General features: G+C 61.5%; 14 protein-coding genes and 4 pseudogenes. 9 read left to right on the forward strand and 9 right to left on the reverse strand.

Annotated elements, in window-relative coordinates:
- The first annotated feature begins 221 nt into the window (after positions 1 to 221).
- Positions 222 to 839 (forward strand): glutathione S-transferase, encoded by a 618-nt coding sequence (locus QZ634_RS10070; RefSeq protein ID WP_291987771.1) that lies wholly within the window; start codon positions 222 to 224, stop codon positions 837 to 839.
- A gap of 174 nt (positions 840 to 1,013) precedes the next feature.
- Here QZ634_RS10070 and QZ634_RS10075 read toward each other — a convergent pair whose 3' ends face one another.
- Genes QZ634_RS10075 through QZ634_RS10085 form a run of 3 tightly spaced genes read right to left on the reverse strand, consistent with a single transcriptional unit; the run spans position 1,014 to position 4,247 of the window.
- Positions 1,014 to 2,027 carry a tyrosine-type recombinase/integrase gene (locus QZ634_RS10075; RefSeq protein WP_291985053.1) on the reverse strand — a complete coding sequence of 338 codons (1,014 nt, stop codon included), beginning with the start codon at positions 2,025 to 2,027 and terminating at the stop codon, positions 1,014 to 1,016.
- Positions 2,020 to 2,997 carry a tyrosine-type recombinase/integrase gene (locus QZ634_RS10080; RefSeq protein WP_291985051.1) on the reverse strand — a complete coding sequence of 326 codons (978 nt, stop codon included), beginning with the start codon at positions 2,995 to 2,997 and terminating at the stop codon, positions 2,020 to 2,022. The genes QZ634_RS10075 and QZ634_RS10080 overlap by 8 nt, the downstream gene beginning before the upstream one ends.
- Entirely contained in the window at positions 2,994 to 4,247 is a 1,254-nt protein-coding gene (locus tag QZ634_RS10085; RefSeq protein ID WP_291985049.1) for a site-specific integrase, read from the reverse strand. Before QZ634_RS10085 ends, QZ634_RS10080 begins: the two co-directional genes overlap by 4 nt.
- 644 nt (positions 4,248 to 4,891) lie before the next feature.
- On the opposite strand from QZ634_RS10085, the gene QZ634_RS10090 reads away from it, so the two are divergent.
- A complete protein-coding gene (locus QZ634_RS10090) occupies positions 4,892 to 6,145 on the forward strand; it encodes an ISL3 family transposase (protein WP_291988034.1) in 1,254 nt (417 codons plus the stop codon).
- A gap of 240 nt (positions 6,146 to 6,385) precedes the next feature.
- Here QZ634_RS10090 and QZ634_RS10095 read toward each other — a convergent pair.
- Positions 6,386 to 7,548: pseudogene (locus tag QZ634_RS10095) on the reverse strand (IS3 family transposase); the annotation flags it as partial.
- A 12-nt stretch (positions 7,549 to 7,560) separates the two neighbouring features.
- Positions 7,561 to 9,126: a hypothetical protein gene (locus QZ634_RS10100; protein ID WP_291987773.1), complete on the reverse strand. Its 1,566-nt coding sequence runs from the start codon at positions 9,124 to 9,126 to the stop codon at positions 7,561 to 7,563.
- A 703-nt stretch (positions 9,127 to 9,829) separates the two neighbouring features.
- Between QZ634_RS10100 and QZ634_RS10105 the strand changes: the two genes are divergently transcribed.
- The 4 genes from QZ634_RS10105 (at position 9,830) to QZ634_RS10120 (ending at position 15,505) form a co-directional block, all read left to right on the forward strand.
- Entirely contained in the window at positions 9,830 to 11,188 is a 1,359-nt protein-coding gene (locus QZ634_RS10105; RefSeq protein ID WP_291987775.1) for an outer membrane protein transport protein, read from the forward strand.
- Positions 11,189 to 11,308: 120 nt separating this feature from the next.
- Complete coding sequence (locus tag QZ634_RS10110; protein WP_291987777.1) at positions 11,309 to 13,537, forward strand: DUF3604 domain-containing protein; 2,229 nt, start codon at positions 11,309 to 11,311, stop codon at positions 13,535 to 13,537.
- The gene (locus tag QZ634_RS10115; protein ID WP_291987780.1) at positions 13,534 to 14,472 is read left to right on the forward strand and encodes a peptidylprolyl isomerase; all 939 of its coding nucleotides are present in this window, start codon (positions 13,534 to 13,536) and stop codon (positions 14,470 to 14,472) included. Before QZ634_RS10110 ends, QZ634_RS10115 begins: the two co-directional genes overlap by 4 nt.
- A gap of 70 nt (positions 14,473 to 14,542) precedes the next feature.
- Complete coding sequence (locus tag QZ634_RS10120) at positions 14,543 to 15,505, forward strand: HupE/UreJ family protein (protein WP_291987782.1); 963 nt, start codon at positions 14,543 to 14,545, stop codon at positions 15,503 to 15,505.
- A gap of 477 nt (positions 15,506 to 15,982) precedes the next feature.
- Here the strand turns inward: QZ634_RS10120 and QZ634_RS10125 are convergent, their stop codons facing one another.
- The 3 genes and pseudogenes from QZ634_RS10125 to QZ634_RS10135 form a co-directional block, all read right to left on the reverse strand.
- Positions 15,983 to 16,345 carry a hypothetical protein gene (locus QZ634_RS10125; RefSeq protein ID WP_291987784.1) on the reverse strand — a complete coding sequence of 121 codons (363 nt, stop codon included), beginning with the start codon at positions 16,343 to 16,345 and terminating at the stop codon, positions 15,983 to 15,985.
- Positions 16,346 to 16,389: 44 nt separating this feature from the next.
- Positions 16,390 to 16,722 (reverse strand): annotated as a pseudogene (locus QZ634_RS10130) (arylsulfatase); the annotation flags it as partial.
- Positions 16,723 to 16,858: 136 nt separating this feature from the next.
- Positions 16,859 to 17,950: an ISAs1 family transposase gene (locus QZ634_RS10135; RefSeq protein WP_291988105.1), complete on the reverse strand. Its 1,092-nt coding sequence runs from the start codon at positions 17,948 to 17,950 to the stop codon at positions 16,859 to 16,861.
- Positions 17,951 to 18,145: 195 nt separating this feature from the next.
- Between QZ634_RS10135 and QZ634_RS10140 the strand changes: the two genes are divergently transcribed.
- The 3 genes and pseudogenes from QZ634_RS10140 to QZ634_RS10150 form a co-directional block, all read left to right on the forward strand.
- The gene (locus QZ634_RS10140; protein ID WP_291988107.1) at positions 18,146 to 19,141 is read left to right on the forward strand and encodes an ISL3 family transposase; all 996 of its coding nucleotides are present in this window, start codon (positions 18,146 to 18,148) and stop codon (positions 19,139 to 19,141) included.
- A gap of 12 nt (positions 19,142 to 19,153) precedes the next feature.
- Positions 19,154 to 20,316: pseudogene (locus tag QZ634_RS10145) on the forward strand (IS3 family transposase); the annotation flags it as partial.
- Between the two features lie 186 nt (positions 20,317 to 20,502).
- Positions 20,503 to 20,811, forward strand: a pseudogene (locus QZ634_RS10150) (transposase); the annotation flags it as partial.
- Positions 20,812 to 21,487: 676 nt separating this feature from the next.
- Here QZ634_RS10150 and QZ634_RS10155 read toward each other — a convergent pair.
- Complete coding sequence (locus tag QZ634_RS10155; RefSeq protein ID WP_291988034.1) at positions 21,488 to 22,741, reverse strand: ISL3 family transposase; 1,254 nt, start codon at positions 22,739 to 22,741, stop codon at positions 21,488 to 21,490.
- Positions 22,742 to 22,877 lie beyond the last annotated feature (136 nt).

The raw sequence follows: 22,877 nt of genomic DNA on the forward strand, positions 1-22,877 counted from the left end.
TCCATGCCGAGGGCGGCAGACTGCCTTCCTCGGCCCGGAGCAAGCGTAAGCGAGGGGGCAGCGATGTAAAGGGTTCGGCTGCGCCCGGACTGCGTCCGCCCTTGACATCACCGCCCCCTCAAAACGCGAAACCCATCGCCGGTTCCACACGAAACGACATAGAGCCTCTTGGCACCATCCTCAGCGCTTCCCCAAGACTCGACACCTCAGAAAGGCGACAAATGAACAAACTGAAGCTGACCTATTTCGACTTCCCCGGCGGACGGGCAGAGCCTGCCCGGCTGGCCATGCATATCGGCGGAGTTCCGTTTGAGGACTATCGCTTTGCGCCGAGCGATTTTGCTGAAGTCCGCAAGACGACACCCCTGAATCAGGTTCCGACCCTTCACGTCAATGATGTGCAAATCACGCAAAGTGACGCGATTACGCGTTATGTCGGGAAACTTTCCGGGCTGTATCCCGAAGATAATTTTCAGGCCTTGTTGTGTGACGAAGTCATGGGTGCGCTGGAAGATATTAACGTGAAACTTGGGGCAACTTTTGGAAAAGCAGGCGACGACCTGAAAAGCGGTCGCGACGCCTTGGTAACCGACGCATTACCCAAGTATTTGCGGTGGCTCCAGCATCAACTTGAAAGCCACGGCGGAGAGTTTCTTTCGGACAATCGCCTGACCATTGCCGACCTCAAAGCCTTCGTTATCCTGCGTTGGCTCAGTTCCGGGAAACTGGATCACATTCCAAGCGATTTGATCGAAACAGTGGCGCCAAAACTCAACAATTACATGAATTGTCTCGCCAAACTTCCTGCCATAGCGCAATATTATACTAATGGCGGTTGATCGTGAGGCACTAAGCGTTCAACGGCCGCCGATTTTCTTTAACTCCCTTTCCATACGTCGTTGCGGGCCGCTTTCGGCCATTATGCATAGTTCCCAGTTATGACCAGTTGCGGTGCGGGCCGCGGCATCGCACGAGCACAGGGTCGGTGTACGATACCTGCGGCCTGCGCATAATTACAGGGTCTTCAGGAACTCGAGCAACGAGTTGGGTGCCTTGTAGCGCCTGATCGCGGCGTCTGGTTCCTGCAGTCTCCCCAGGGCCTGCTCCTTCATCGCGAGGTCAGCTTCGACGTATAGGTGAGTTGTCGTCGGGCTCTCGTGCCCCAGCCACAGCGCGATGACGCTGATGTCTACGCCGGACTGCAAGAGGTGCATTGCCGTCGTGTGGCGGATGAGGTGCGGGGAGACCCGACGCTTGGCAAGCTGCGGCTGCGCTACAGTCGCGGCCTTGACGGCGAGTGTGAGGCGCTGGGTGACGTTGCCACGCGTCATGGCGTGGCCATCGCGGTTGGGCAACAGCGCCGATGTTGGTTGCAGCTGCGGGTTTAGTCGCAGCCACGCCCGAATCTGCTTCACCGTCGATCGCCACAGCGGTACCGTGCGCTGCTTGCGCCCTTTGCCATGCAGTTGCACGCACGCTGCACCGTCAAGCACCACGTCGGCCAGCGTCACGCCGATGATCTCGGAGACCCGGGCGCCGGTGTTGTAGAGCATCCTGATGAGTAGGTGGTCGCGCTGGCTTGTCCAGGACTCGTCCGGCTTGCCGATGATCGCCAGCATCTCCTCGCGCGTCAGGAAGCCCAACATCGGCCGCTCGAAACGCTTCATCGGCACGGCTAGCGCCATCTCGACGGCATGCAAGGCGCTCATGTCGCGCCGACCGGCGAACTTCAGGAACGCGCGCAGCGCCGCCAGCCGGGCATTGCGGCTCCTCACCGCATTGCCGCGCTCGCACTCGAGGTGGTCGAGGAAGGCCAAGATCAGCCCCGGCGTGATCTCCTCGAGCCGGATCTCGGTAGGCTGCTTGCGCAGCCGCACCTGGGCGAAGTTCAGAAACAGCAAGAAGGCATCGCGATACGCGGCAACTGTGCGTGGGCTCATCGCCCGCTGCTGCTGCAAGTGCTCGGCGAAGAACGCCTGTACCAGGGCCGCGAAGCTGGGCGCCTGGACTGAATCGGGCTTAACCATCGTCGTCCTCCTCGGCTTCGTACGGATCGACGAAGTGCTCGAAGCGCCTGCTCACCACTTGCAGGAGTTCGGGCGTGCCCGTGAGGTACCAGTACGTGTTGGAGACCTTGGCGTGGCCCATGTAGGTCGACAACGCCAGCATGTGCTCGTGCACGTTCTCGCCCTGCTCATGCCAGCGCAACAGGCGGCGCACCGCAAAGCTGTGGCGCAGATCGTGGATGCGCGCCGCACCGTGGCCGCCGCGGGAGACCCAGCCCAGTTTCCGGCGCAGCTGATCGAAGATGCGGTGTGCCTGCCGATCACTGAGCGCCCGGCCGAGACGGCGGCCGCGGGTGGCGATGAAGAACCGCCCTTCAGGATCGGCAGGCACATACTTCGTCCGCTCACCGCGGTAAGCGCACAGGGCGGCCACTGCACTGGGGTGCAGCGGCACCAGCCGCGACTTGCCGAACTTGCTGCAGCGGACGGTCAGCAAGCCGACCTTGAGGTCGACATCCGCGTTGACCAGTGCCAGGGCTTCGGAGATGCGCAGACCTGTACAGGCGATCAGCCCGAACAACGTCCGCATGACGGCACTACGCAGTGGCGGCCCGACCTGCCCGGCCGCTTCGAGCAACGCCTCGACCTCCTCGTCGCGGAAGATGTGTGGGGTCAGCCGGCCCGGGACCGGCCCGAAGGTCGCCTCATCGGGCACCTCGGTGGCCGGCTCGAACTGCTGCAGCCAGCGCGTAAACGGCCTGAGCAGACGTAAAGCGCGAGTCGCCGTACCCCGATCACCTTGGCCACCCTTGGCCTGACGCGCCCAGGAAGCCATTAACTCGACGGTGAGCGGCCCGCGGTGACCGGCTGCCTCGGCATAGCGCGCGAACCGGCCGAGCGCTTGACCCATGTAATGAAGTTCGAACCCGAGGCGACGCCGCTCGGCCAGGTACTCCGCGATCCGCTCGGGAAGGGATATGCGCGCGCTCATGCTGCGCTCCCGGGCCAGGGCAACGCCACTTCAGCCAAGGCAACGCGATCGGTCTTCGCGTAGATGAGAGAGGTGTTCAGCGAGCGGTGGCGCAGCACGTCGGCGACTTCCTTGATCGAGCCGCCGCTGTTGACCAGCCGACAGGCCAAGGTGTGGCGCAGCGCGTGTGCCCGGCCATGCGGGATACCGGCACGGCTGAAGGCGTCGCGGATCACCCGCCGGATGGCATGAACGCTCACCGGCGCATCGTGCGGTGCTATGCAGCGTACGAACAGGGATCGGTTGCTGGTAGCCGGTCGCTCATGCCGCAGGTAGGCCTCCAGCGCCTTGCCCGTGAGTACCGGCAGCGGCAGGACATCCTGGCGGCGAGACTTCGTCCGCCTCAGCGTGAGCGTGCCGTGCGGCCAGTCGATGTCGTCCAACTGCAGCCGGTTGATCTCGATACAACGAAGGCCCAGATCAAGCGCCAAGCGGACGACCGCATAGCCGCGCTTGGGCGAGCGCAGCGTCTGGCTGAATGAGCTCAGGACACGGCCGACCTCATCGGGCTGCAGCGCTTGCGGCAGCGACGCATGAGCCCAGTTGGCGGGCGAGGCGATGACGCCCAGCAGCGTTTGCACCGGATCGCCGCAAGTGGAGCGCCAGCGCAGATAGTCACGCACGGCGGCGTTGATGGTCACCGCGTTGCTGATCGTGTTGCGCAGCTCCAACTGCTCGCCGACGAAGCGGCGGATGTCCTCCGGCCGCAGCTTGCGCAGATCCAGAGGGCGGCCTGCGAATTTGTGCACCAGTAGCCGCTCGATGATCCGCAGTCGGACGGAACGGGTGCCGCTCGCCAGCCCGCGGGTATCGAGCATGTAAGCGTCGTAGTGACTCAGTTCTTCGGCGATCGGACCCGACGCCGTCGGCAAGTCAGCGATCACGCCGCGCTGGCGAAGGATGGCCAGCAGGGGCATCAAGGCAGCATGTGCCTCGCGCGGATGCCGCATCACCGGCGCTCTGCAACCACAGTGTGGCAGGTGCTCCTGGAGAAATTGATCGATGCGGCTCTCGTCGAGCTTGGCCACCGGCAATCGGCACAGCGACATCCAGTGAGCGAAGTGTGAGACGGCGTTCAGACATCGCTGGCTTGTGCTGGATGCGTAGCGGCCGCGCTCCAGTCGTTCGCGGTAGGCCGGCACATACGCGGCCAGCGGACCATTGAGCAACCAGCCTCGCAGCGTCAGATGCAAGGAGGGGATCTTGGGCATGGTAATCTCCTATCCGGAAGAGGAGTTACCGTGCTGCTCCTGCGCCGGACTTATGTCCAGCCCAAGGCTCGTCAACGCTTCAGATTAGGAGCAAGGACAGGCCGATTCAGCCATTGCGGTGGGCCAACTGTTCATAACTGGGAACTATGCATAATGGCCGTTATGAACATCTATCCATAACGGCCACAACCTGCCGGTCGAGGTGGTCATCCAATTTGAATAGCCAAGGCGTTCCGTGACGCGGCTGAATGTCCCGAATTCGGCAAGCAACTTGTTGCCTGCACTGTCTCGACCCGGCCAACTGCGGACGGTCGCCTATCCTCGGAAGCAGTCACCTGAATGACTGCTTAACTCTGTCACCGGTCGCGGGCGTCATCTAGAGTTCGCCTCCTGATCGGCCATTTCCGCTATGACGATGCGTTGGCCAATTCACCAAACGTTGGCTCTATGTCGTTTCGTGTGGAACCGGCGATGGGTTTCGCGTTTTGAGGGAGCGGTGATGTCAAGGGCGGACGCAGTCCGGGCGCAGCCGAACCCTTTACATCGCTGCCCGCTCGCTTACGCTTGCTCCGGGCCGAGGAAGGCAGTCTGCCGCCCTCGGCATGGAGGACAATGGCGGCCTTTCCTCTCGCGACCGGTTCCTCATGATTGAAACGCTGTTTACCCAAGCTCTGGGTCTCGTTGCTCCTTGGCAGGTAGCTGAAGTCATCTTCAAGCCAGAGTCCGGACGGATCGATTTCCAGGTCCGATTTGGCGCAGCCATTCATGTTTGCCCGGCTTGCGGTGCGGCGGCGCAGCCGCTGCATGACCGTTTGGCGCGTTCCTGGCGCCATATGGATTTCTTTCAGTACGAAGCCCACCTGCATGCCGAGGTGCCGCGAGTGGCCTGTGCCGGTTGCGGCAAGGTCACGCAGATTCCTGTGCCCTGGGCGCGTGAAGGGAGCCGCTTCACGCTGCTGTTCGAGGCCTTGACGTTGATGCTGGCGCCGACCATGTCGGTCTTGGCAGCTGGCCGACTGCTGCGCGTGCGCAGTCGCAGACTGTGGCGCGTGATCAATCATCATGTGGGCCGGGCGCGCGCCCAGGAAAGTCATGCCAGGGTTCGCGCGATCGGCGTCGATGAGACCGCCAGTAAACGCGGCCAGACGTATATCTCTGTTTTTTATGACCTCGACGCACAGCGTCTGCTGTTTGCCACACCGGGCCGGGACAAGGCCACGCTCGGGAAGTTCGCCAGCGACCTTACCGAGCATGGTGGCCAGCCCACCGCGATCACCCATGTCAGCATGGACATGAGCGGCTCGTTCCAGGCCGGCGCCGCCGAGCATTTTCCCGCAGCCGAGGTCTGTTTCGACCGCTTCCACGTGGTCGCTCTGAGCAGCACGGCGCTGGACGAGGTGCGACGCGCCGAGGTCAAGAGCGCGCCCGAACTCAAAGGCACCCGCTGGGGCCTGCACAAGAAACCCGCCGACTGGACCGTCAAGCAAACCGACACCATGCACTGGTTGCAGCGCTCGAACCTCAAGACCGCACGGGCCTGGCGGATCAAGCAGGCGCTGCGCTCCATCTACGCCACCGCCACGACACCTGACGAGGCCGAACCCCTGCTCAAGCGCTGGCTCAGCTGGGCCAGCCGCTGCCGACTCGAACCTTTCAAGCGCCTCGGCAGGACGATCACCAAGCATCTTCCTGGCGTCCTCAACGGTTTTCACCCCGGCAAGCACAATGGCCGGGTCGAAGCGATGAATCGAGCGCTCCAGGAGGCGCGCGCAAGGGCACGCGGCTATCGCCGCGTCGAAAACTTCATCGCCATGGCCTACCTCATCGCTGGAAAGCTCACTCATTTGCCCGCCTCGCCCTTCGCCCCATTCTTGCCCGTTCCACACGAAACGACCTAAACCCCAAACGTTCCAGTCCGAATCCATCTACCCGGAACGCTTCCGCAAACGTGGCACTAAAGTGGTCCCCTTAGTCAAGACAAATATCAACTCAGTTTAAGTTGTGCATTTGACTTCGCTAGCAGCTGGACGGCGCTGCCCCGGTGTTGCCTTTGACTCTGCTTTTGATGCTGTCGTTGACTTTGCTTTTGCGGGTGGGGCATCGCCTGTGGAGCGTAGCGGAACAGGCGATGCCCCACCCGCGCCGCCAAACTTGTCGAGGATCAACGCCCCGCCACCTATGCCGTTCCGATAGACGACGGCGGGTGCCGTGTTGCCCAGCGACTGGTGCGGACGCTCAGCGTTGTAGAAGGCGAAATACTCGGTCAGGCCAAGCATCAATTCGCCCATCGTGGCATAGCCCTTTAGATACACGTCCTCGTACTTGACGCTGCGCCAGAGGCGCTCGACGAAAATGTTGTCGAACACGCGCCCCCGCCCATCCATGCTGATCACGACGCCTTCCCGTTTCAGCACCCCGGTGAAGGCTTCACTGGTGAACTGCGCGCCTTGATCGCTGTTGAAGATTTCTGGCTTGCCGTGGCTACGCAGGGCCTCCTCCAGGCAATCGACACAGAACACCGATTCCATGCTGTTGCTGATCCGCCAGCTGAGCACCTTGCGGCTATACCAGTCGATCACGGCGACCAGGTAGGCGAAGCCGTGGGCCAGCCGGATGTAGGTGATGTCAATGCTCCACACCTGGTTGGGTCTGACCACGGGAACGCCGCGCAGCAGATAGGGATAGACCGCGTGCTCAGGGCGCGGACGGCTGGTGTTCGGCCCCGGCGCCATGCCCGACAGCCCCATCAGTCGCATCAGCCGTTGCACGCGTTTGCGATTGACCGTGTGCCCCACCTTCTCAAGGAAAATCACCATCCGGCGCGTACCGTAAAACGGGCGCCGGGTGTACTCCTCATCAATCAGCCGACTGTGGACGAGATCGTTGGCATCGACCACCGGCGGCCGGCGCTGCGCGTAGACCGTGGCTCGGCATAAGCCTGCCAGAGCGCATTGCTGCACCACCGCGACGGGCTCGCCTGGGTCGATCCACCCATGCCGTATCACGGCAGGCTGATCCCAGACTTTTTTTTGAGCCAGTCCAGTTCCATCTTCAACTTGCCGATCTCGCTGTACAACAGCTCCGGCTCCCGGTGCGCCGCCGCCGGCTTGGGGCCGCGCTTGCCTTCAAACAGCGTCTTGGCATTCTCCTGGATGGCCTTCTTCCATTGCCCCACCTGCACAGGATGCACGCCGTATTCCCGCCCAATCTCGTTGATCGTCTTTACCCCGCGTACCGCCTCCAGACCAACCTTGGCCTTGAACTCCGGCGTATGTACCTTCCGCGTCGTGGCTTCACTCATCGCTTCTCGCTCCTATGATGGAGCACAGCTTAAACCACTGTCTGATTTCCAGGGACCACTATACACCTCCTGCTGTCTCGTCTGGTTTAGCCAACGATGTCGATGCGGATCTTCAGCCAACAGAAAGGTCTTCATGGCCTCGCGACCGTCGGCATCAAGCTGTTGAAAGATGCTTCGCAGTTCCGAGTCGATACTCTTTTCGGGTGCGCCGCGCTCTCGCGCTTTTTCATACCATGCGTGACCACATTCAAACTCGGCTTGCTCCATGTGAACTGCGCCAAGCAAGGTGCACGGGCGGTAGTCCCGAGGCCTAAGGGAATGCGCCTTCTCACCCATCTGAATTGCTTCGCACGGTCGTTTGAGGTCCCGCATGACACCACCGTGAGTAGTGAGCAGGGCGGATCGAACTTTTGGGTGCTTCAGGCGATCAAGTGCAACGCTGTCGAGCAGTTCGAGCGCAGTCTCTGCTCGGCTGCACTTCCGGTAGTGCCCACTGGCGTTGATAACGCTCCACGGATCCTGGGTAATCCGATACTGATCGGCATGAAATTCTGCTTCAAGAAAATGATAGGCCTCCTGAAGTCGCTCCGTGAAATGACTCCTGGCTTCGGTGCTGAGCCAGACAAGCTCGTCCTGAGGTAGGCGATTACCGGCATCGATCAGCTGGAGCAGGTTTGTCATCCGTGGCATCAACGACTTATCAGTCAGCGATACCCCGTATTTTCTGTACAAGGTTTGCGTCTGTATCATCGCGATGTACTCGGGTTCGCTTTCGCGGGCGATGCGGGCGGCCTCGGCAGCCTCTTCACTGGCCTCACGTGCAGCGAATTCGGCCGCGGCGGCTCTTGCTGGACCCATGTACGCGTCAAAGGTCAAATGGCCAGATGCGAGTCGGTAGAGGTTGTCGGGAGCACTGTGCTTGAGGTGGATAAGCTCCTCATCAGTTAGCGGTCGGCCCCGGAAAAGTGCTTCCAGAATGTCGCTCGTGGGTAGGCAAAGCGCAGCGGCGATGTGTTCGAGATGGAAGTGGTGAGCGACGTCGTGGGCAGTCGGTGCCCTGTAATCCGGGCTGATCGCGCGAGCTTGGTAAGCGACAGCGGCTAGTTTGGAATTGCGTTCACGCTGTGCGTTCAATTCGGCCTGGCGAGCCCTTTGCGCCTTGAGAACGGCTTCAGTAGCCTCCCGCTCGCGCTGGCGTCGGAGGTTTCGATCAGCCTCCCAATCCATTTTCTGGGCTGCCTTTGGAGCTGGGTAGGTAATCCTGGAGGGAAGGTAGTGGGCTTCAAGTGCCTGCCGCTCAGATTCCTTGGCTTGATGCGCTGCCTTAGCTGCCTGGTTTCTCGCCAAATAGGCGGGGTCGAGCCCTGCGATGTAGGCCTCATAGGTGATCTCCCCGCAGGCCAGCGGAAACAGGCCAGGAAGTTCCTGCTGCCGCAGGAAATCCAGCGCGTATTGCGTTAGTGGGCGGCCCTGGTGCATGCGTGCGAGGATGCTGCTCAGGCGTGAGCCCAGAATGGTTGCAGCGGAAATATGGCTGACGCAGTAGTAATCTGCGACGAAAGAAGTCGACGGGTCCATGCCAGTTCCACTGTGGTTTGTTGATTTCTTCCGACCGATTATGACGAAATTGGCGATGGCTGTCAGGGGCTGATCTCGCGGTCCACGCGCACGATAGCAGGTACGAGCTTCGAGGGAAATCTCGCATAGCCGCATGTAGCAAACGGACTCGCAAGTGCTTTAGCTACCGATTCATGACCGCGACGGCCGCTGACAGCGGACATCAGATTCCCGCAGCCGGCAGGTCCCTGATCGATAAGCCGCCATTCACCATGGAAACGTCATCAGGCAGTTCTGGGTCGTCAGCACTCCGTGATGAATGGCCGCTTCCGGGAAGCGAAACTTCACTGACCGCTTTCCGGCGACGAAGTCGACGAGAGGTCGGTCGCATCACGACCCGTAGCGGTCTGATGACCATCGCACTACCTGTGGCAGCTTAGCCATCTCCAAGCTGTCGGTCACCGGGTCGGCCATTGCGGCCTGCAAGACCTTCTCGACAGGAAGGATGCAATCGCCAGCGGTCGTTCGAAACTGGCAACAGATCTTGCCACCTGATCAACGGTACGGTAGTGTTTCGTGCCGCGCCACGACGCCCTGCCGTAAGATCGCCATGGGAGTCCTTCGCCAGCGTTTTTGACCGGTGCTCGCGGCTAGCTAGACGCAACTGACGTCATGAAACTGGGCGGTTTCCAGTCCGAGCTGCATTTATACCGTGGAGGCCAACATGTTATTCCAGCATCGATTCGAATCGGCACGCGCCGCCAGACGCATCGAAGTTCCTCTGCGCTACTGTTCGCTCGTCGCACTCGGTGTCGCTTCCCTGGCAACCGGTCAGGTGTTCGCTGGGGGCATGCTTGCCTACGAAATCGGCACCGCCGACGTGGGTCTCGCCTCGGCTGGCTACAGCGCCCGTGCGCAGGACGCCTCGACCGTGTTTACCAATCCCGCCGGCATGACGCGGCTGGAAGGCACCCAGGCCCTGGCCTCGGGACAGCTGCTTTGGGCGAACACCAAATACTCGATCGGCGCGGGAACTTCGCCCCTGCTGGGCAACGAGAATGGCGGTTATGCCGTGGGTTCGGACGGCTGGTTCCCCGGCGGCGGCGCTTTTATCAGCTACAGCGTCTCGCCGGACCTGAAGCTGGGCTTCGCGCTGGCCGGCAATTTCGGCGCGCCCTTGAAATACGACAACGACTGGGCGGGCCGTTACTACGTCCAGAGCACGACCATGCTTGGCCTTTCCTTGCTGCCCAGCATCGCCTTCAAGGTCAACGACAAGCTTTCGCTCGGCGCCGGCCTGAATGCCATGTACGGGATGTATACCAACCAGGTGGCAATCAACAACGTCGCACCGATCTTCGGTGACGGCCGGCTGAAGCTGGACGACCGGACCTGGGGCTGGGGTGCCAACCTGGGTCTTCTCTACGAGATCGACGAGGGGACGCGCATCGGACTGACCTGGAACTCGCAGATCAATCTCGACTTCAAGGGGCCGGCCAAGTTCTCGAACCTCTCGCCGGATGTCGCAGCGGCATTGAACAAGGCCGGTCTGCTGAACTCGACGATCAAGGTCGGCATCCAGGTTCCGCAACAGGTGATGGCCAGCGTATTCACCCAGCTTGATCCGAAATGGGCGCTGCTCGGCAGCGTCGGCTGGCAACAATGGTCGAAGTTCGGAGCGATCCACATCGGTATCGACGACACCTCGAATCCCGTCAGCCTGACCACCGACATTCCCTTCAAGGACACCTGGCACGTCGCCGCAGGCGCGCAGTATCGTTTGAGCGATCCGTGGCTGCTCAACTTCGGAGTGGCCTACGACTCGGGTTTCCAGCCGGATGGCTCGACTGTCTCGCCGCTGATGCCCTTGAACACCGCCTGGCGTTTTGGCGCCGGTGGCCAGCAACAGCTGAGCAAGACGAGCGTATGGGGCGTCGCCGCGGAATACATCTACGGCGGCACCCTCAAGACCGATCTGCAGGGCACCGCGCCGGTCGCCCTTGGCGGTCGTGGCAACCTGATCGGTGCGTACGACAACACCGGCACGATGGTGATGAGCGTTTACGGCAACTGGAAGTTCTAGTACTGGTCAGCAATCGAATCGGCGTGCCAAAGCCGTGCAAGGCCGGTCACCGAGCGACAGCGTTCAATCCGCTCGCGCCACATGAAATTGAAGCACCTCCCCGTCAGGAGAAAAACACGCATGCGCAACAAACCCAAAACCACGCTCCTTGTCTTGCTCGGCAGCGGGCTTCTGAGCCTGACGTCGGCAGCCGCCTTGGCGCAGCAGAAGAACCCCGAACGCAATGTCTATTACGGCGAAACGCATTTACATACCAGCTGGTCGTTCGACGCCTACGCGTTTGGCGACACGCAGACCGGGCCCGAGTCCTTCTATCAATACGCGACAGGTAAGCCGACCTTGCACCCCGGGGGCTACCAGGTGCAGATAACGAAACCCCTCGACTGGGGCGCGGTCACCGAGCATGCCGAGTACATGGGCATGGTCCAGGAAGCCATCGATCCCGAGTCGCCGCTGCGCAAGAGCTCGCCACTGCTGGCCCGGGCCTACGAGGACGGCGTCAGGGCCGATGGACTGCTGGCTTTCAAAGTGCTCTCGCTGGCGATTGCCAAGGGACTGCCAATTAAGGAATTCAGCGATCCCGCCGTCGTCGCGCCGGTCTGGAAACGGGTCATCGACATCGCCGACAGGTACAACAAGCCCGGCAAGTTCACGACCTTCGCCGCTTACGAGTGGACCTCCACCCCGGATTCCAAGAACCTGCATCGCAACATCTTCTTCCGCGATTCGAAAAAAGTACCGCAAGTGCCGTTCACGCCCCTGGACTCGCCCGATCCGCGTGATCTCTGGAGCTGGATGGACCAACAACGCGCGGCAGGCAACGACTTACTGGCCATCTCGCACAACGCGAACCTGAGCAACGGCATGATGTTCCCGACCGAAGTCGATCACACCGGCCGGCCGATCGACCGCGCCTGGGCGGAGTCGCGGCTGCGCAACGAGCCGCTGACCGAGATGAAACAGGTCAAGGGGCAGTCGGAGACAACGCCGGGGCTTTCGCCCAACGACGAGTTCGCCAACTACGAAGTCTTCGTCTGGCATCTGCTCGGCAAGAAGGGCCCGCCGCCGCGCGAATACGGCAGCTACGTACGGCAGGCCTACAAGGACGGCCTTGCCATGGAGCAGGCGCGCGGCTTCAATCCCTACAAGCCGGGCGTCGTCGGTGGCTCCGATTCGCACGTCAGCGTCGTGCCCTACCGTCAGAAGAACTTCTTTGGCGTGCACGGTACGGTCGACGACACTATCGAGAAACGCATCAACGGTGCCACGGTGCTCGGACTGAACAGCCTCTGGGTCACCCCCGCCGGCCTGAGTGCGGTGTGGGCCGAGGAGAACACGCGCGACGCGCTCTTCGACGCGATGAAGCGCAAGGAGACCTACTCGACCAGCGGGGTGCGCATTCCCGTGCGTTTCTTCGGCGGCTGGGGGCTGGATGCCGGCATGCTCAAGCAGAAGGAGTGGGTGAAGACAGCCTACGCCACCGGCGTCCCGATGGGATCCGATCTGCTGAAACCGGCAGGCAAGGCGCCCTCCTTCGCGGTCTGGGCGGCGAAAGACCCGGACAGTGCCAATCTCGACCGTGTTCAGATCGTCAAGGGCTGGAGCATCAACGGACAATCGTTCGAGAAGATTTACGATGTGGCCTGGGCCGGGGCGCGCAAGCCCGACCCGGCCACCGGCAAGGTACCGGCGATCGGCTCGACGGTTGATCTCGACACCGGCACTTACACCAACAGCATCGGCGCGGTGGAGCTGAAAACCCTGTGGTCGGACCCCGACTTCGACCCCGCCCTCGATGCCTTCTATTATGTCCGCGTGCTCGAGATTCCAACGCCGCGCTGGAGCACCATTCAAGCGGTGAAACTGGGCCGGGTTCCCCCGAGCGGCACCGGCTTCACTGCGGTCATCCAAGAACGTGCATGGAGTTCGCCGATTTGGTACACGCCCAGCGCAGAGGCGCGCAAGGCCGCCAAGCCAGGGGTGACCGTCGCTGACCTGAGCAAGCAGGGTGCAGCAGTGCTCACCGATCAACAACTCAAGGAACTGATCGTGGGCAAGACGGTGAAAGTGCGCAACTCGGTAACCGGGCAGCGCTTCGAGATCCTCCACGGAGCCACCGGCCGGCGCTTGATAACGTCGGTCGACGGCAAGGCATCGGACTTGCGCGAAGTGGGCGAGATGATGCATGGCGGTGACCATGACTACGACATTCGCGATGGGCGTCTGCGCACAGACATCAACGGTACCGAGTTCGATGTCGCGGTCTACAAGCTGGGCGACAAGTACTTGGCGGCGCGCAGCAACGAATTCGGTTACGCGAATTACGAGGTCGAGCCCCTGAAAGAATGAGCATGAGTCCCTCATCACCTGGCGGACCGCAGCCATCACGCCTGCGTCGCTGGCTGAGTGAGCCCCTGCTGCAGTTTTTGGTGATCGGTGGTGCGCTGTTCGCGATTTACGGCGCACTCAACCCACAGACTGTTACTACATCCCAGGCCAATCAGATCCGGCTGACGCGCGACGATCTGCGCCAGATGGCCATGGTGTGGGCGGCGAAGTGGCAGCGCCCGCCGACGCCGGAGGAACTGCACAGCCTGATCGAAAACAAGATTCGCGAAGAAATCCTCTATCGCGAGTCGCTCGCGCTCGGCCTCGACCAGAACGACACCATCGTCCGCCGCCGTTTGGCGCAGAAGATGGAATTTCTTGCCGAGGACACGTCCGCGATTCGCGATCCCGCTGCCGAGCAACTGAAGGCGTGGTTCGAAGAGAACCGTGCGAGCTTTGCTTTGCCGGGCCGGGTGTCGTTCCGCCATGTATACTTTTCACCCGACCAGCGCGGCCTCGGCGCGCGGGATGCTGCCGCCGAAGCACTGGGACAGCTCGTCGGCAAGCCAGCCGGCTCGCCTGCAGTAGCCAACATTGGCGATCGCTTCATGTTCCAGGATTACTACGCCGACCGCGTGCCGGAGCAGGTGGCCAGTGTGTTCGGAACGGCATTTGCCCAGTCGCTGTCCGGGCTCAAGCCGGGTGTCTGGCTCGGACCCGTCGAATCGGGGCTGGGCTGGCATCTGGTTTTCATCGATTCGATTACGCCGGGACGGGTCCCGATATTTGATGAGATCGAGCCGGAAGTTAAAGCCGAATGGATCAACGCGCAACGCGCCGAGGCAAAGCGCAAGGTGTTTGCCGCGATGCGCGCGCGCTATGAAGTCGTGTTGCCGCCGCCGGATGACAAGGATGCTCCGGTCGCCGGAACGGAATCGACCGTGAAGACTCGATGAACCGCGCCCGGTGAACAGCGGCATGCGCGTCTTGGTGCTTTTGCGCTGCTCACTGTTGAGCGCGATGGCCATGCTCTGTATGCCGTTGCCAGGCGCCTGGGCGCACGAAACCCGCCCCGCGTATCTTGAAATCAACGAAACCGCGCCGGGCCGCTACGACGTCTTGTGGCGCACGCCGGTACTGTCGGGAAGGCAGTTGCCGATCGTGTTGAAGTTCGCCGAGGGCACGCGAAACCTCACCGAACCTGCGCTGCGTGAACTTCCCGATTCGCTTCTGGAGCGCCGCGTGATCGAATTGCCCGGTGGACTCGCCGACACGCGTATCGATATCGTCGGCCTGCAAGCCACGATTACCGATGTGCTGGTGCGCGTCCAAATGATCGACGGTGCCCACTCGACGACGCTCATCCATCCGTCGCAGCCGTGGCTGGAAATTGCCGCGCAGCGCGGCTGGCTCTCGGTCGTCGGCGCTTACCTGCGGCATGGCATCGACCATATTCTGCTCGGCTACGACCACCTGCTGTTTGTCCTGGCACTGATGCTTATCGTGCGTCAGACGCGGATGTTGCTGTGGACGATCACCGCATTCACGCTCGCGCATTCGATCACGCTGGCGCTCGCAACGCTTGGTCTGGTGCATGTGCCCGGCCCGCCGGTCGAAGCCACCATCGCCCTCTCGATACTGCTGCTCGCCAGCGAGGTCGTTCGATTGCAGCGCGGCGAAACGAGCTTGACCTCGCGTTGGCCGTGGCTGGTAGCATTCTGCTTCGGACTGCTGCACGGGCTTGGATTCGCCAGCGCACTGGTCAACATCGGCCTGCCGAGCGGCGATATTCCGCTCGCGCTGGTCGCGTTCAACATCGGCGTCGAACTCGGTCAGCTGGCATTCATTTTCGTCATGCTCGGGTGTTTCACCTTGGCCAAGCGAATCAAGCTTGCGATGTCACTGGAGCGCTACGCCCGCGCAGCCACGCCATATGTAATTGGGATTCTGGCATCGTTCTGGTTCTTCGAGAGGCTGGCGAGATTCTGAGTGCGCTACGCTTGGGCCATGAACGAGAGCCGAGACCGCATGGGAACGCTTGGTGAACATCCGCCTTGGAGTGAAATCAGCAAATGCGGCAGTTCACCGAAAGCCGCCGTTCGAGTTCGCCTAGTTTGTGGCGGCGCTATGACTCTTGTTGGCCGGTAGGTTGAGGTCGCCAATGGCCGCTTCGGAGCAGTCCTGTTCGCTGAATCTGGACTTGGCTGACTGGCCGGTTTAGAGAAAGCTGATCGACGGCTTGGGGTCGTCAGCACTCGGTGATGAATGGCCGCTTCCGGGAGGCGAAACTTCACTGACCGCTTTCCGGCGACGAAGTCGACGAGAAGTGGGTCGCATCACGACCCTGAGCGGCCTGATACGCATAGCGTTCTAAGTGTCCGGTCCAGGCGATTAAACTGCCGTCCTGTTGATTGCAGCGCTCGTTAGCAAGCTGCTCGGCAAGACACGGTCGGCGCGGATTCTCCCCTATGGGGTCGTCTTTTTGGCGCCGCTCCATGCGCGGATCAGCAGTATTGTCAGGATCACGTGCAGCACGACCGCTGGCCACAGCAGTATGCCAGTGGAGTTCCCCGTTGTGCCGAGGTAGGCGAGATAAAGCGTGATGGTCGCGCTGTAGGTTAGCATGCCGACTAGCGGTGTGCCCGGCCAGCAGGCGACCCCCAATCCGATCAGAGCGAATCCCGCCACACGTGCCACGATGACGGCGACACCGGCAAGTTCTTCGCCGAGCAGCACTTGTCCGACCACGGCCGGGGTGATCAGCAACGCCAAGCCTGTCACGATTTCCCCGGCCGCGGCCAAGGCCAGCACCCTTGTTACAACGGTCATTTCGGGTCCTTTCGTGCGCCAAGCTTGACGCTCCATTTTAATCGCTAGTCTCGTGCTTTGGCGACGGATTTATTCATTTCCTCGCGCTCTTCTGCCGTCATTTGGTCGGGCTCCAGCTGGAAGGTGAGTTTGTTGATCGTACCGGTGAGCTCGAATGGTGGATCGTAGCGATACTCAACCATGGCGACACCGGTGCGGGTGTCCTGGCCGATGTCGAAGGTTTCGTCCTTGGGAAAGGTAATCGGTGTCGAATGTTCCATCGAATTGCGCGCCACTTCCTTGCCGTCCACGCGGAGCACGCCCGTCCCGCCCTTGCCCAGGCCCGGCTCAGCGGGTTTGTAGTCGAAGACGCTCGTGTGCTTGCCGGCTTGCAACTCAGCGCTGGAGACCTGGCAGCGGCGCGCCGTCGCCACCACCTCGGGGTCCGGCGGCGCGATGGATGACGCGTTTCCAGTCGCCCTGCGGGCTCCTTCCAACGCGTTATCCATCGCCCAGGGCTTCCGCACTCGGATGTCATCGCTTTGACAGTCCCAGCATGTTCATCCGGAGATCGTCATCCCAAGCGGCGGCTTTACGCTTCAGGCGTAAGCTGCCTTTGGTCTTGTGGGTCGTATCGAGGCGGATCATGTTGAGCACGATCTTCTTCAGGAGCGAGAGGTTCTGCGGCGCGTTGTCCTTGCGGATGGTGCTGCCATCCTCACCGAAGCTGACATCAAGGACCCAGTGAAGCCGGTTTTCCACGCCCCAGTGCGCACGCGCGGCTGCCGCCAGTTGTTCGGCGGTCAATACACGCGAGCTGATGTAGTAACGCCGCTCCAGGTCCGACTCATGGTCGCCAACCTTGCGCAGAGAGTCGATACGGCCGATGGTCTTGCACTCGGGCCAATCAACGGGATGCACGATCCCTTGCGCAGGGAGGACCGAGGCGATCTGCCCAACCAGCCGACCATGACCTTTTTGGACCTCGCGTTGGCGATCGACGCCTTCGGCTTGGTACTGGTCGATGAACGCCGCCTCGATGGCCTCCAACAGTGTCGGTTGATTGCCTTTGACCGCCAGCAGATAGTCGCCACCCTGATCCGTGATCTGCGACGCGATCTTCTTCTGGCAGCCCATGGCGTCGATGCTGACCAGGAAGCCCTTGAGGTAAAGGGCTTCGAGCAATTCCGGGATGGCGGTGATCTCGTTACTCTTGCCGCTCACCTTCTCCTGGCCAAGAACGATGCCCAGGTCCGTGGCGAAGGCACTGACCATGTGAATAGCAGTCTCGCCGCCACTGCCCGACCCGCGCACCGTCTTGCCATCGACGGCAATGCTGCCGCTCAAGGCGCCAACAATGCCGCCCACCCAGCGCCGGAAAGCGCTTTCGAATTGCTTCGGGTCGAGGACCCGAAAGACGCGAAGGAAGGTCTCCTCGGAGGGAACGCCGTTCGTAAGCATGAGGAATTTGCGCAACCACGCTTCCTTCGCCCGGCCCCAGTACGCGATGTCCTCGACCGTGTCGCAATCCGACAGTGCCGCCGCAACGGCAATCACCAGCATCTCCAGAAAGTCATGCAGTGTCCCATTGCTCGGCTTGCGCGGGTCGTCGATTTCGGGCTCTATGTCGTTTCGTGTGGAACCGGCGATGGGTTTCGCGTTTTGAGGGAGCGGTGATGTCAAGGGCGGACGCAGTCCGGGCGCAGCCGAACCCTTTACATCGCTGCCCGCTCGCTTACGCTTGCTCCGGGCCGAGGAAGGCAGTCTGCCGCCCTCGGCATGGAGGACAATGGCGGCCTTTCCTCTCGCGACCGGTTCCTCATGATTGAAACGCTGTTTACCCAAGCTCTGGGTCTCGTTGCTCCTTGGCAGGTAGCTGAAGTCATCTTCAAGCCAGAGTCCGGACGGATCGATTTCCAGGTCCGATTTGGCGCAGCCATTCATGTTTGCCCGGCTTGCGGTGCGGCGGCGCAGCCGCTGCATGACCGTTTGGCGCGTTCCTGGCGCCATATGGATTTCTTTCAGTACGAAGCCCACCTGCATGCCGAGGTGCCGCGAGTGGCCTGTGCCGGTTGCGGCAAGGTCACGCAGATTCCTGTGCCCTGGGCGCGTGAAGGGAGCCGCTTCACGCTGCTGTTCGAGGCCTTGACGTTGATGCTGGCGCCGACCATGTCGGTCTTGGCAGCTGGCCGACTGCTGCGCGTGCGCAGTCGCAGACTGTGGCGCGTGATCAATCATCATGTGGGCCGGGCGCGCGCCCAGGAAAGTCATGCCAGGGTTCGCGCGATCGGCGTCGATGAGACCGCCAGTAAACGCGGCCAGACGTATATCTCTGTTTTTTATGACCTCGACGCACAGCGTCTGCTGTTTGCCACACCGGGCCGGGACAAGGCCACGCTCGGGAAGTTCGCCAGCGACCTTACCGAGCATGGTGGCCAGCCCACCGCGATCACCCATGTCAGCATGGACATGAGCGGCTCGTTCCAGGCCGGCGCCGCCGAGCATTTTCCCGCAGCCGAGGTCTGTTTCGACCGCTTCCACGTGGTCGCTCTGAGCAGCACGGCGCTGGACGAGGTGCGACGCGCCGAGGTCAAGAGCGCGCCCGAACTCAAAGGCACCCGCTGGGGCCTGCACAAGAAACCCGCCGACTGGACCGTCAAGCAAACCGACACCATGCACTGGTTGCAGCGCTCGAACCTCAAGACCGCACGGGCCTGGCGGATCAAGCAGGCGCTGCGCTCCATCTACGCCACCGCCACGACACCTTATAGTGGTCCCTGGAAATCAGACAGTGGTTTAAGCTGTGCTCCATCATAGGAGCGAGAAGCGATGAGTGAAGCCACGACGCGGAAGGTACATACGCCGGAGTTCAAGGCCAAGGTTGGTCTGGAGGCGGTACGCGGGGTAAAGACGATCAACGAGATTGGGCGGAAATACGGCGTGCATCCTGTGCAGGTGGGGCAATGGAAGAAGGCCATCCAGGAGAATGCCAAGACGCTGTTTGAAGGCAAGCGCGGCCCCAAGCCGGCGGCGGCGCACCGGGAGCCGGAGCTGTTGTACAGCGAGATCGGCAAGTTGAAGATGGAACTGGACTGGCTCAAAAAAAAGTCTGGGATCAGCCTGCCGTGATACGGCATGGGTGGATCGACCCAGGCGAGCCCGTCGCGGTGGTGCAGCAATGCGCTCTGGCAGGCTTATGCCGAGCCACGGTCTACGCGCAGCGCCGGCCGCCGGTGGTCGATGCCAACGATCTCGTCCACAGTCGGCTGATTGATGAGGAGTACACCCGGCGCCCGTTTTACGGTACGCGCCGGATGGTGATTTTCCTTGAGAAGGTGGGGCACACGGTCAATCGCAAACGCGTGCAACGGCTGATGCGACTGATGGGGCTGTCGGGCATGGCGCCGGGGCCGAACACCAGCCGTCCGCGCCCTGAGCACGCGGTCTATCCCTATCTGCTGCGCGGCGTTCCCGTGGTCAGACCCAACCAGGTGTGGAGCATTGACATCACCTACATCCGGCTGGCCCACGGCTTCGCCTACCTGGTCGCCGTGATCGACTGGTATAGCCGCAAGGTGCTCAGCTGGCGGATCAGCAACAGCATGGAATCGGTGTTCTGTGTCGATTGCCTGGAGGAGGCCCTGCGTAGCCACGGCAAGCCAGAAATCTTCAACAGCGATCAAGGCGCGCAGTTCACCAGTGAAGCCTTCACCGGGGTGCTGAAACGGGAAGGCGTCGTGATCAGCATGGATGGGCGGGGGCGCGTGTTCGACAACATTTTCGTCGAGCGCCTCTGGCGCAGCGTCAAGTACGAGGACGTGTATCTAAAGGGCTATGCCACGATGGGCGAATTGATGCTTGGCCTGACCGAGTATTTCGCCTTCTACAACGCTGAGCGTCCGCACCAGTCGCTGGGCAACACGGCACCCGCCGTCGTCTATCGGAACGGCATCGGTGGCGGGGCGTTGATCCTCGACAAGTTTGGCGGCGCGGGTGGGGCATCGCCTGTTCCGCTACGCTCCACAGGCGATGCCCCACCCGCAAAAGCAAAGTCAACGACAGCATCAAAAGCAGAGTCAAAGGCAACACCGGGGCAGCGCCGTCCAGCTGCTAGCGAAGTCAAATGCACAACTTAAACTGAGTTGATATTTGTCTTGACTAAGGGGACCACTTTACCTGACGAGGCCGAACCCCTGCTCAAGCGCTGGCTCAGCTGGGCCAGCCGCTGCCGACTCGAACCTTTCAAGCGCCTCGGCAGGACGATCACCAAGCATCTTCCTGGCGTCCTCAACGGTTTTCACCCCGGCAAGCACAATGGCCGGGTCGAAGCGATGAATCGAGCGCTCCAGGAGGCGCGCGCAAGGGCACGCGGCTATCGCCGCGTCGAAAACTTCATCGCCATGGCCTACCTCATCGCTGGAAAGCTCACTCATTTGCCCGCCTCGCCCTTCGCCCCATTCTTGCCCGTTCCACACGAAACGACCTAAACCCCGATTTCGCTCAAGCAGTTCATCAGCGTCGCTCCGTTGGTCAAAGTCATTTCGGTCGCCCAAAAGACGAGAGTAGACCCGATTCCAACGCAGTTTACAAGCTGTTGGCATAACACCATGAATGTTAACGATTTTTCCCCGGCTCATGACATGCCATCCGAGTGCGGAAGCCCTGATCCATCGCCAGTGCGGCTTGTCCGTTCATCAGAACCTTCGTGTCGTTTGCCATGATGGGACCCTACCTTTCTACTCTAATTCGTCAGGGGTAGGTTTCTCAGGTCATATTGGCACAGGGGGCAGCCGCCAAGAAACATGTGCTGAATCGGTGCCCAAATGCGTGAACCTATCGGTCGAAAGGCCGCTGACATCGCATTACCAGCTCGCTGATGCAGAGCTGTTGTTCGCTTTGGCAACGACCGATCCTGGCCGGTAGGTTGAGGTCGCCAATGGCGGCTTCGGAGCATTCCAGTTCGCAGAATCTGGATTTGGCTGACTGGCCGGTTTGGAGAAACCTGATCGGCTGCTGAGGGTCGATTGCGGCCATAGCGCGGGGATGCCTTCTGCACCGAAAACACGCACGCTTGGGGTCAGCTCTTTCTTCTTGCCTTCGTGATAAAGACTGATGGTATGTATCCGGGAAAAAGCAAAGACCTGATAGTCATCTAGCTGGGGTTTAGGTCGTTTCGTGTGGAACGGGCAAGAATGGGGCGAAGGGCGAGGCGGGCAAATGAGTGAGCTTTCCAGCGATGAGGTAGGCCATGGCGATGAAGTTTTCGACGCGGCGATAGCCGCGTGCCCTTGCGCGCGCCTCCTGGAGCGCTCGATTCATCGCTTCGACCCGGCCATTGTGCTTGCCGGGGTGAAAACCGTTGAGGACGCCAGGAAGATGCTTGGTGATCGTCCTGCCGAGGCGCTTGAAAGGTTCGAGTCGGCAGCGGCTGGCCCAGCTGAGCCAGCGCTTGAGCAGGGGTTCGGCCTCGTCAGGTGTCGTGGCGGTGGCGTAGATGGAGCGCAGCGCCTGCTTGATCCGCCAGGCCCGTGCGGTCTTGAGGTTCGAGCGCTGCAACCAGTGCATGGTGTCGGTTTGCTTGACGGTCCAGTCGGCGGGTTTCTTGTGCAGGCCCCAGCGGGTGCCTTTGAGTTCGGGCGCGCTCTTGACCTCGGCGCGTCGCACCTCGTCCAGCGCCGTGCTGCTCAGAGCGACCACGTGGAAGCGGTCGAAACAGACCTCGGCTGCGGGAAAATGCTCGGCGGCGCCGGCCTGGAACGAGCCGCTCATGTCCATGCTGACATGGGTGATCGCGGTGGGCTGGCCACCATGCTCGGTAAGGTCGCTGGCGAACTTCCCGAGCGTGGCCTTGTCCCGGCCCGGTGTGGCAAACAGCAGACGCTGTGCGTCGAGGTCATAAAAAACAGAGATATACGTCTGGCCGCGTTTACTGGCGGTCTCATCGACGCCGATCGCGCGAACCCTGGCATGACTTTCCTGGGCGCGCGCCCGGCCCACATGATGATTGATCACGCGCCACAGTCTGCGACTGCGCACGCGCAGCAGTCGGCCAGCTGCCAAGACCGACATGGTCGGCGCCAGCATCAACGTCAAGGCCTCGAACAGCAGCGTGAAGCGGCTCCCTTCACGCGCCCAGGGCACAGGAATCTGCGTGACCTTGCCGCAACCGGCACAGGCCACTCGCGGCACCTCGGCATGCAGGTGGGCTTCGTACTGAAAGAAATCCATATGGCGCCAGGAACGCGCCAAACGGTCATGCAGCGGCTGCGCCGCCGCACCGCAAGCCGGGCAAACATGAATGGCTGCGCCAAATCGGACCTGGAAATCGATCCGTCCGGACTCTGGCTTGAAGATGACTTCAGCTACCTGCCAAGGAGCAACGAGACCCAGAGCTTGGGTAAACAGCGTTTCAATCATGAGGAACCGGTCGCGAGAGGAAAGGCCGCCATTGTCCTCCATGCCGAGGGCGGCAGACTGCCTTCCTCGGCCCGGAGCAAGCGTAAGCGAGCGGGCAGCGATGTAAAGGGTTCGGCTGCGCCCGGACTGCGTCCGC

Origin of the sequence: Candidatus Accumulibacter sp. ACC007 (genome assembly GCF_907163205.1) — a bacterium.
Classification (GTDB): Bacteria; Pseudomonadota; Gammaproteobacteria; order Burkholderiales; family Rhodocyclaceae; genus Accumulibacter; species Accumulibacter regalis.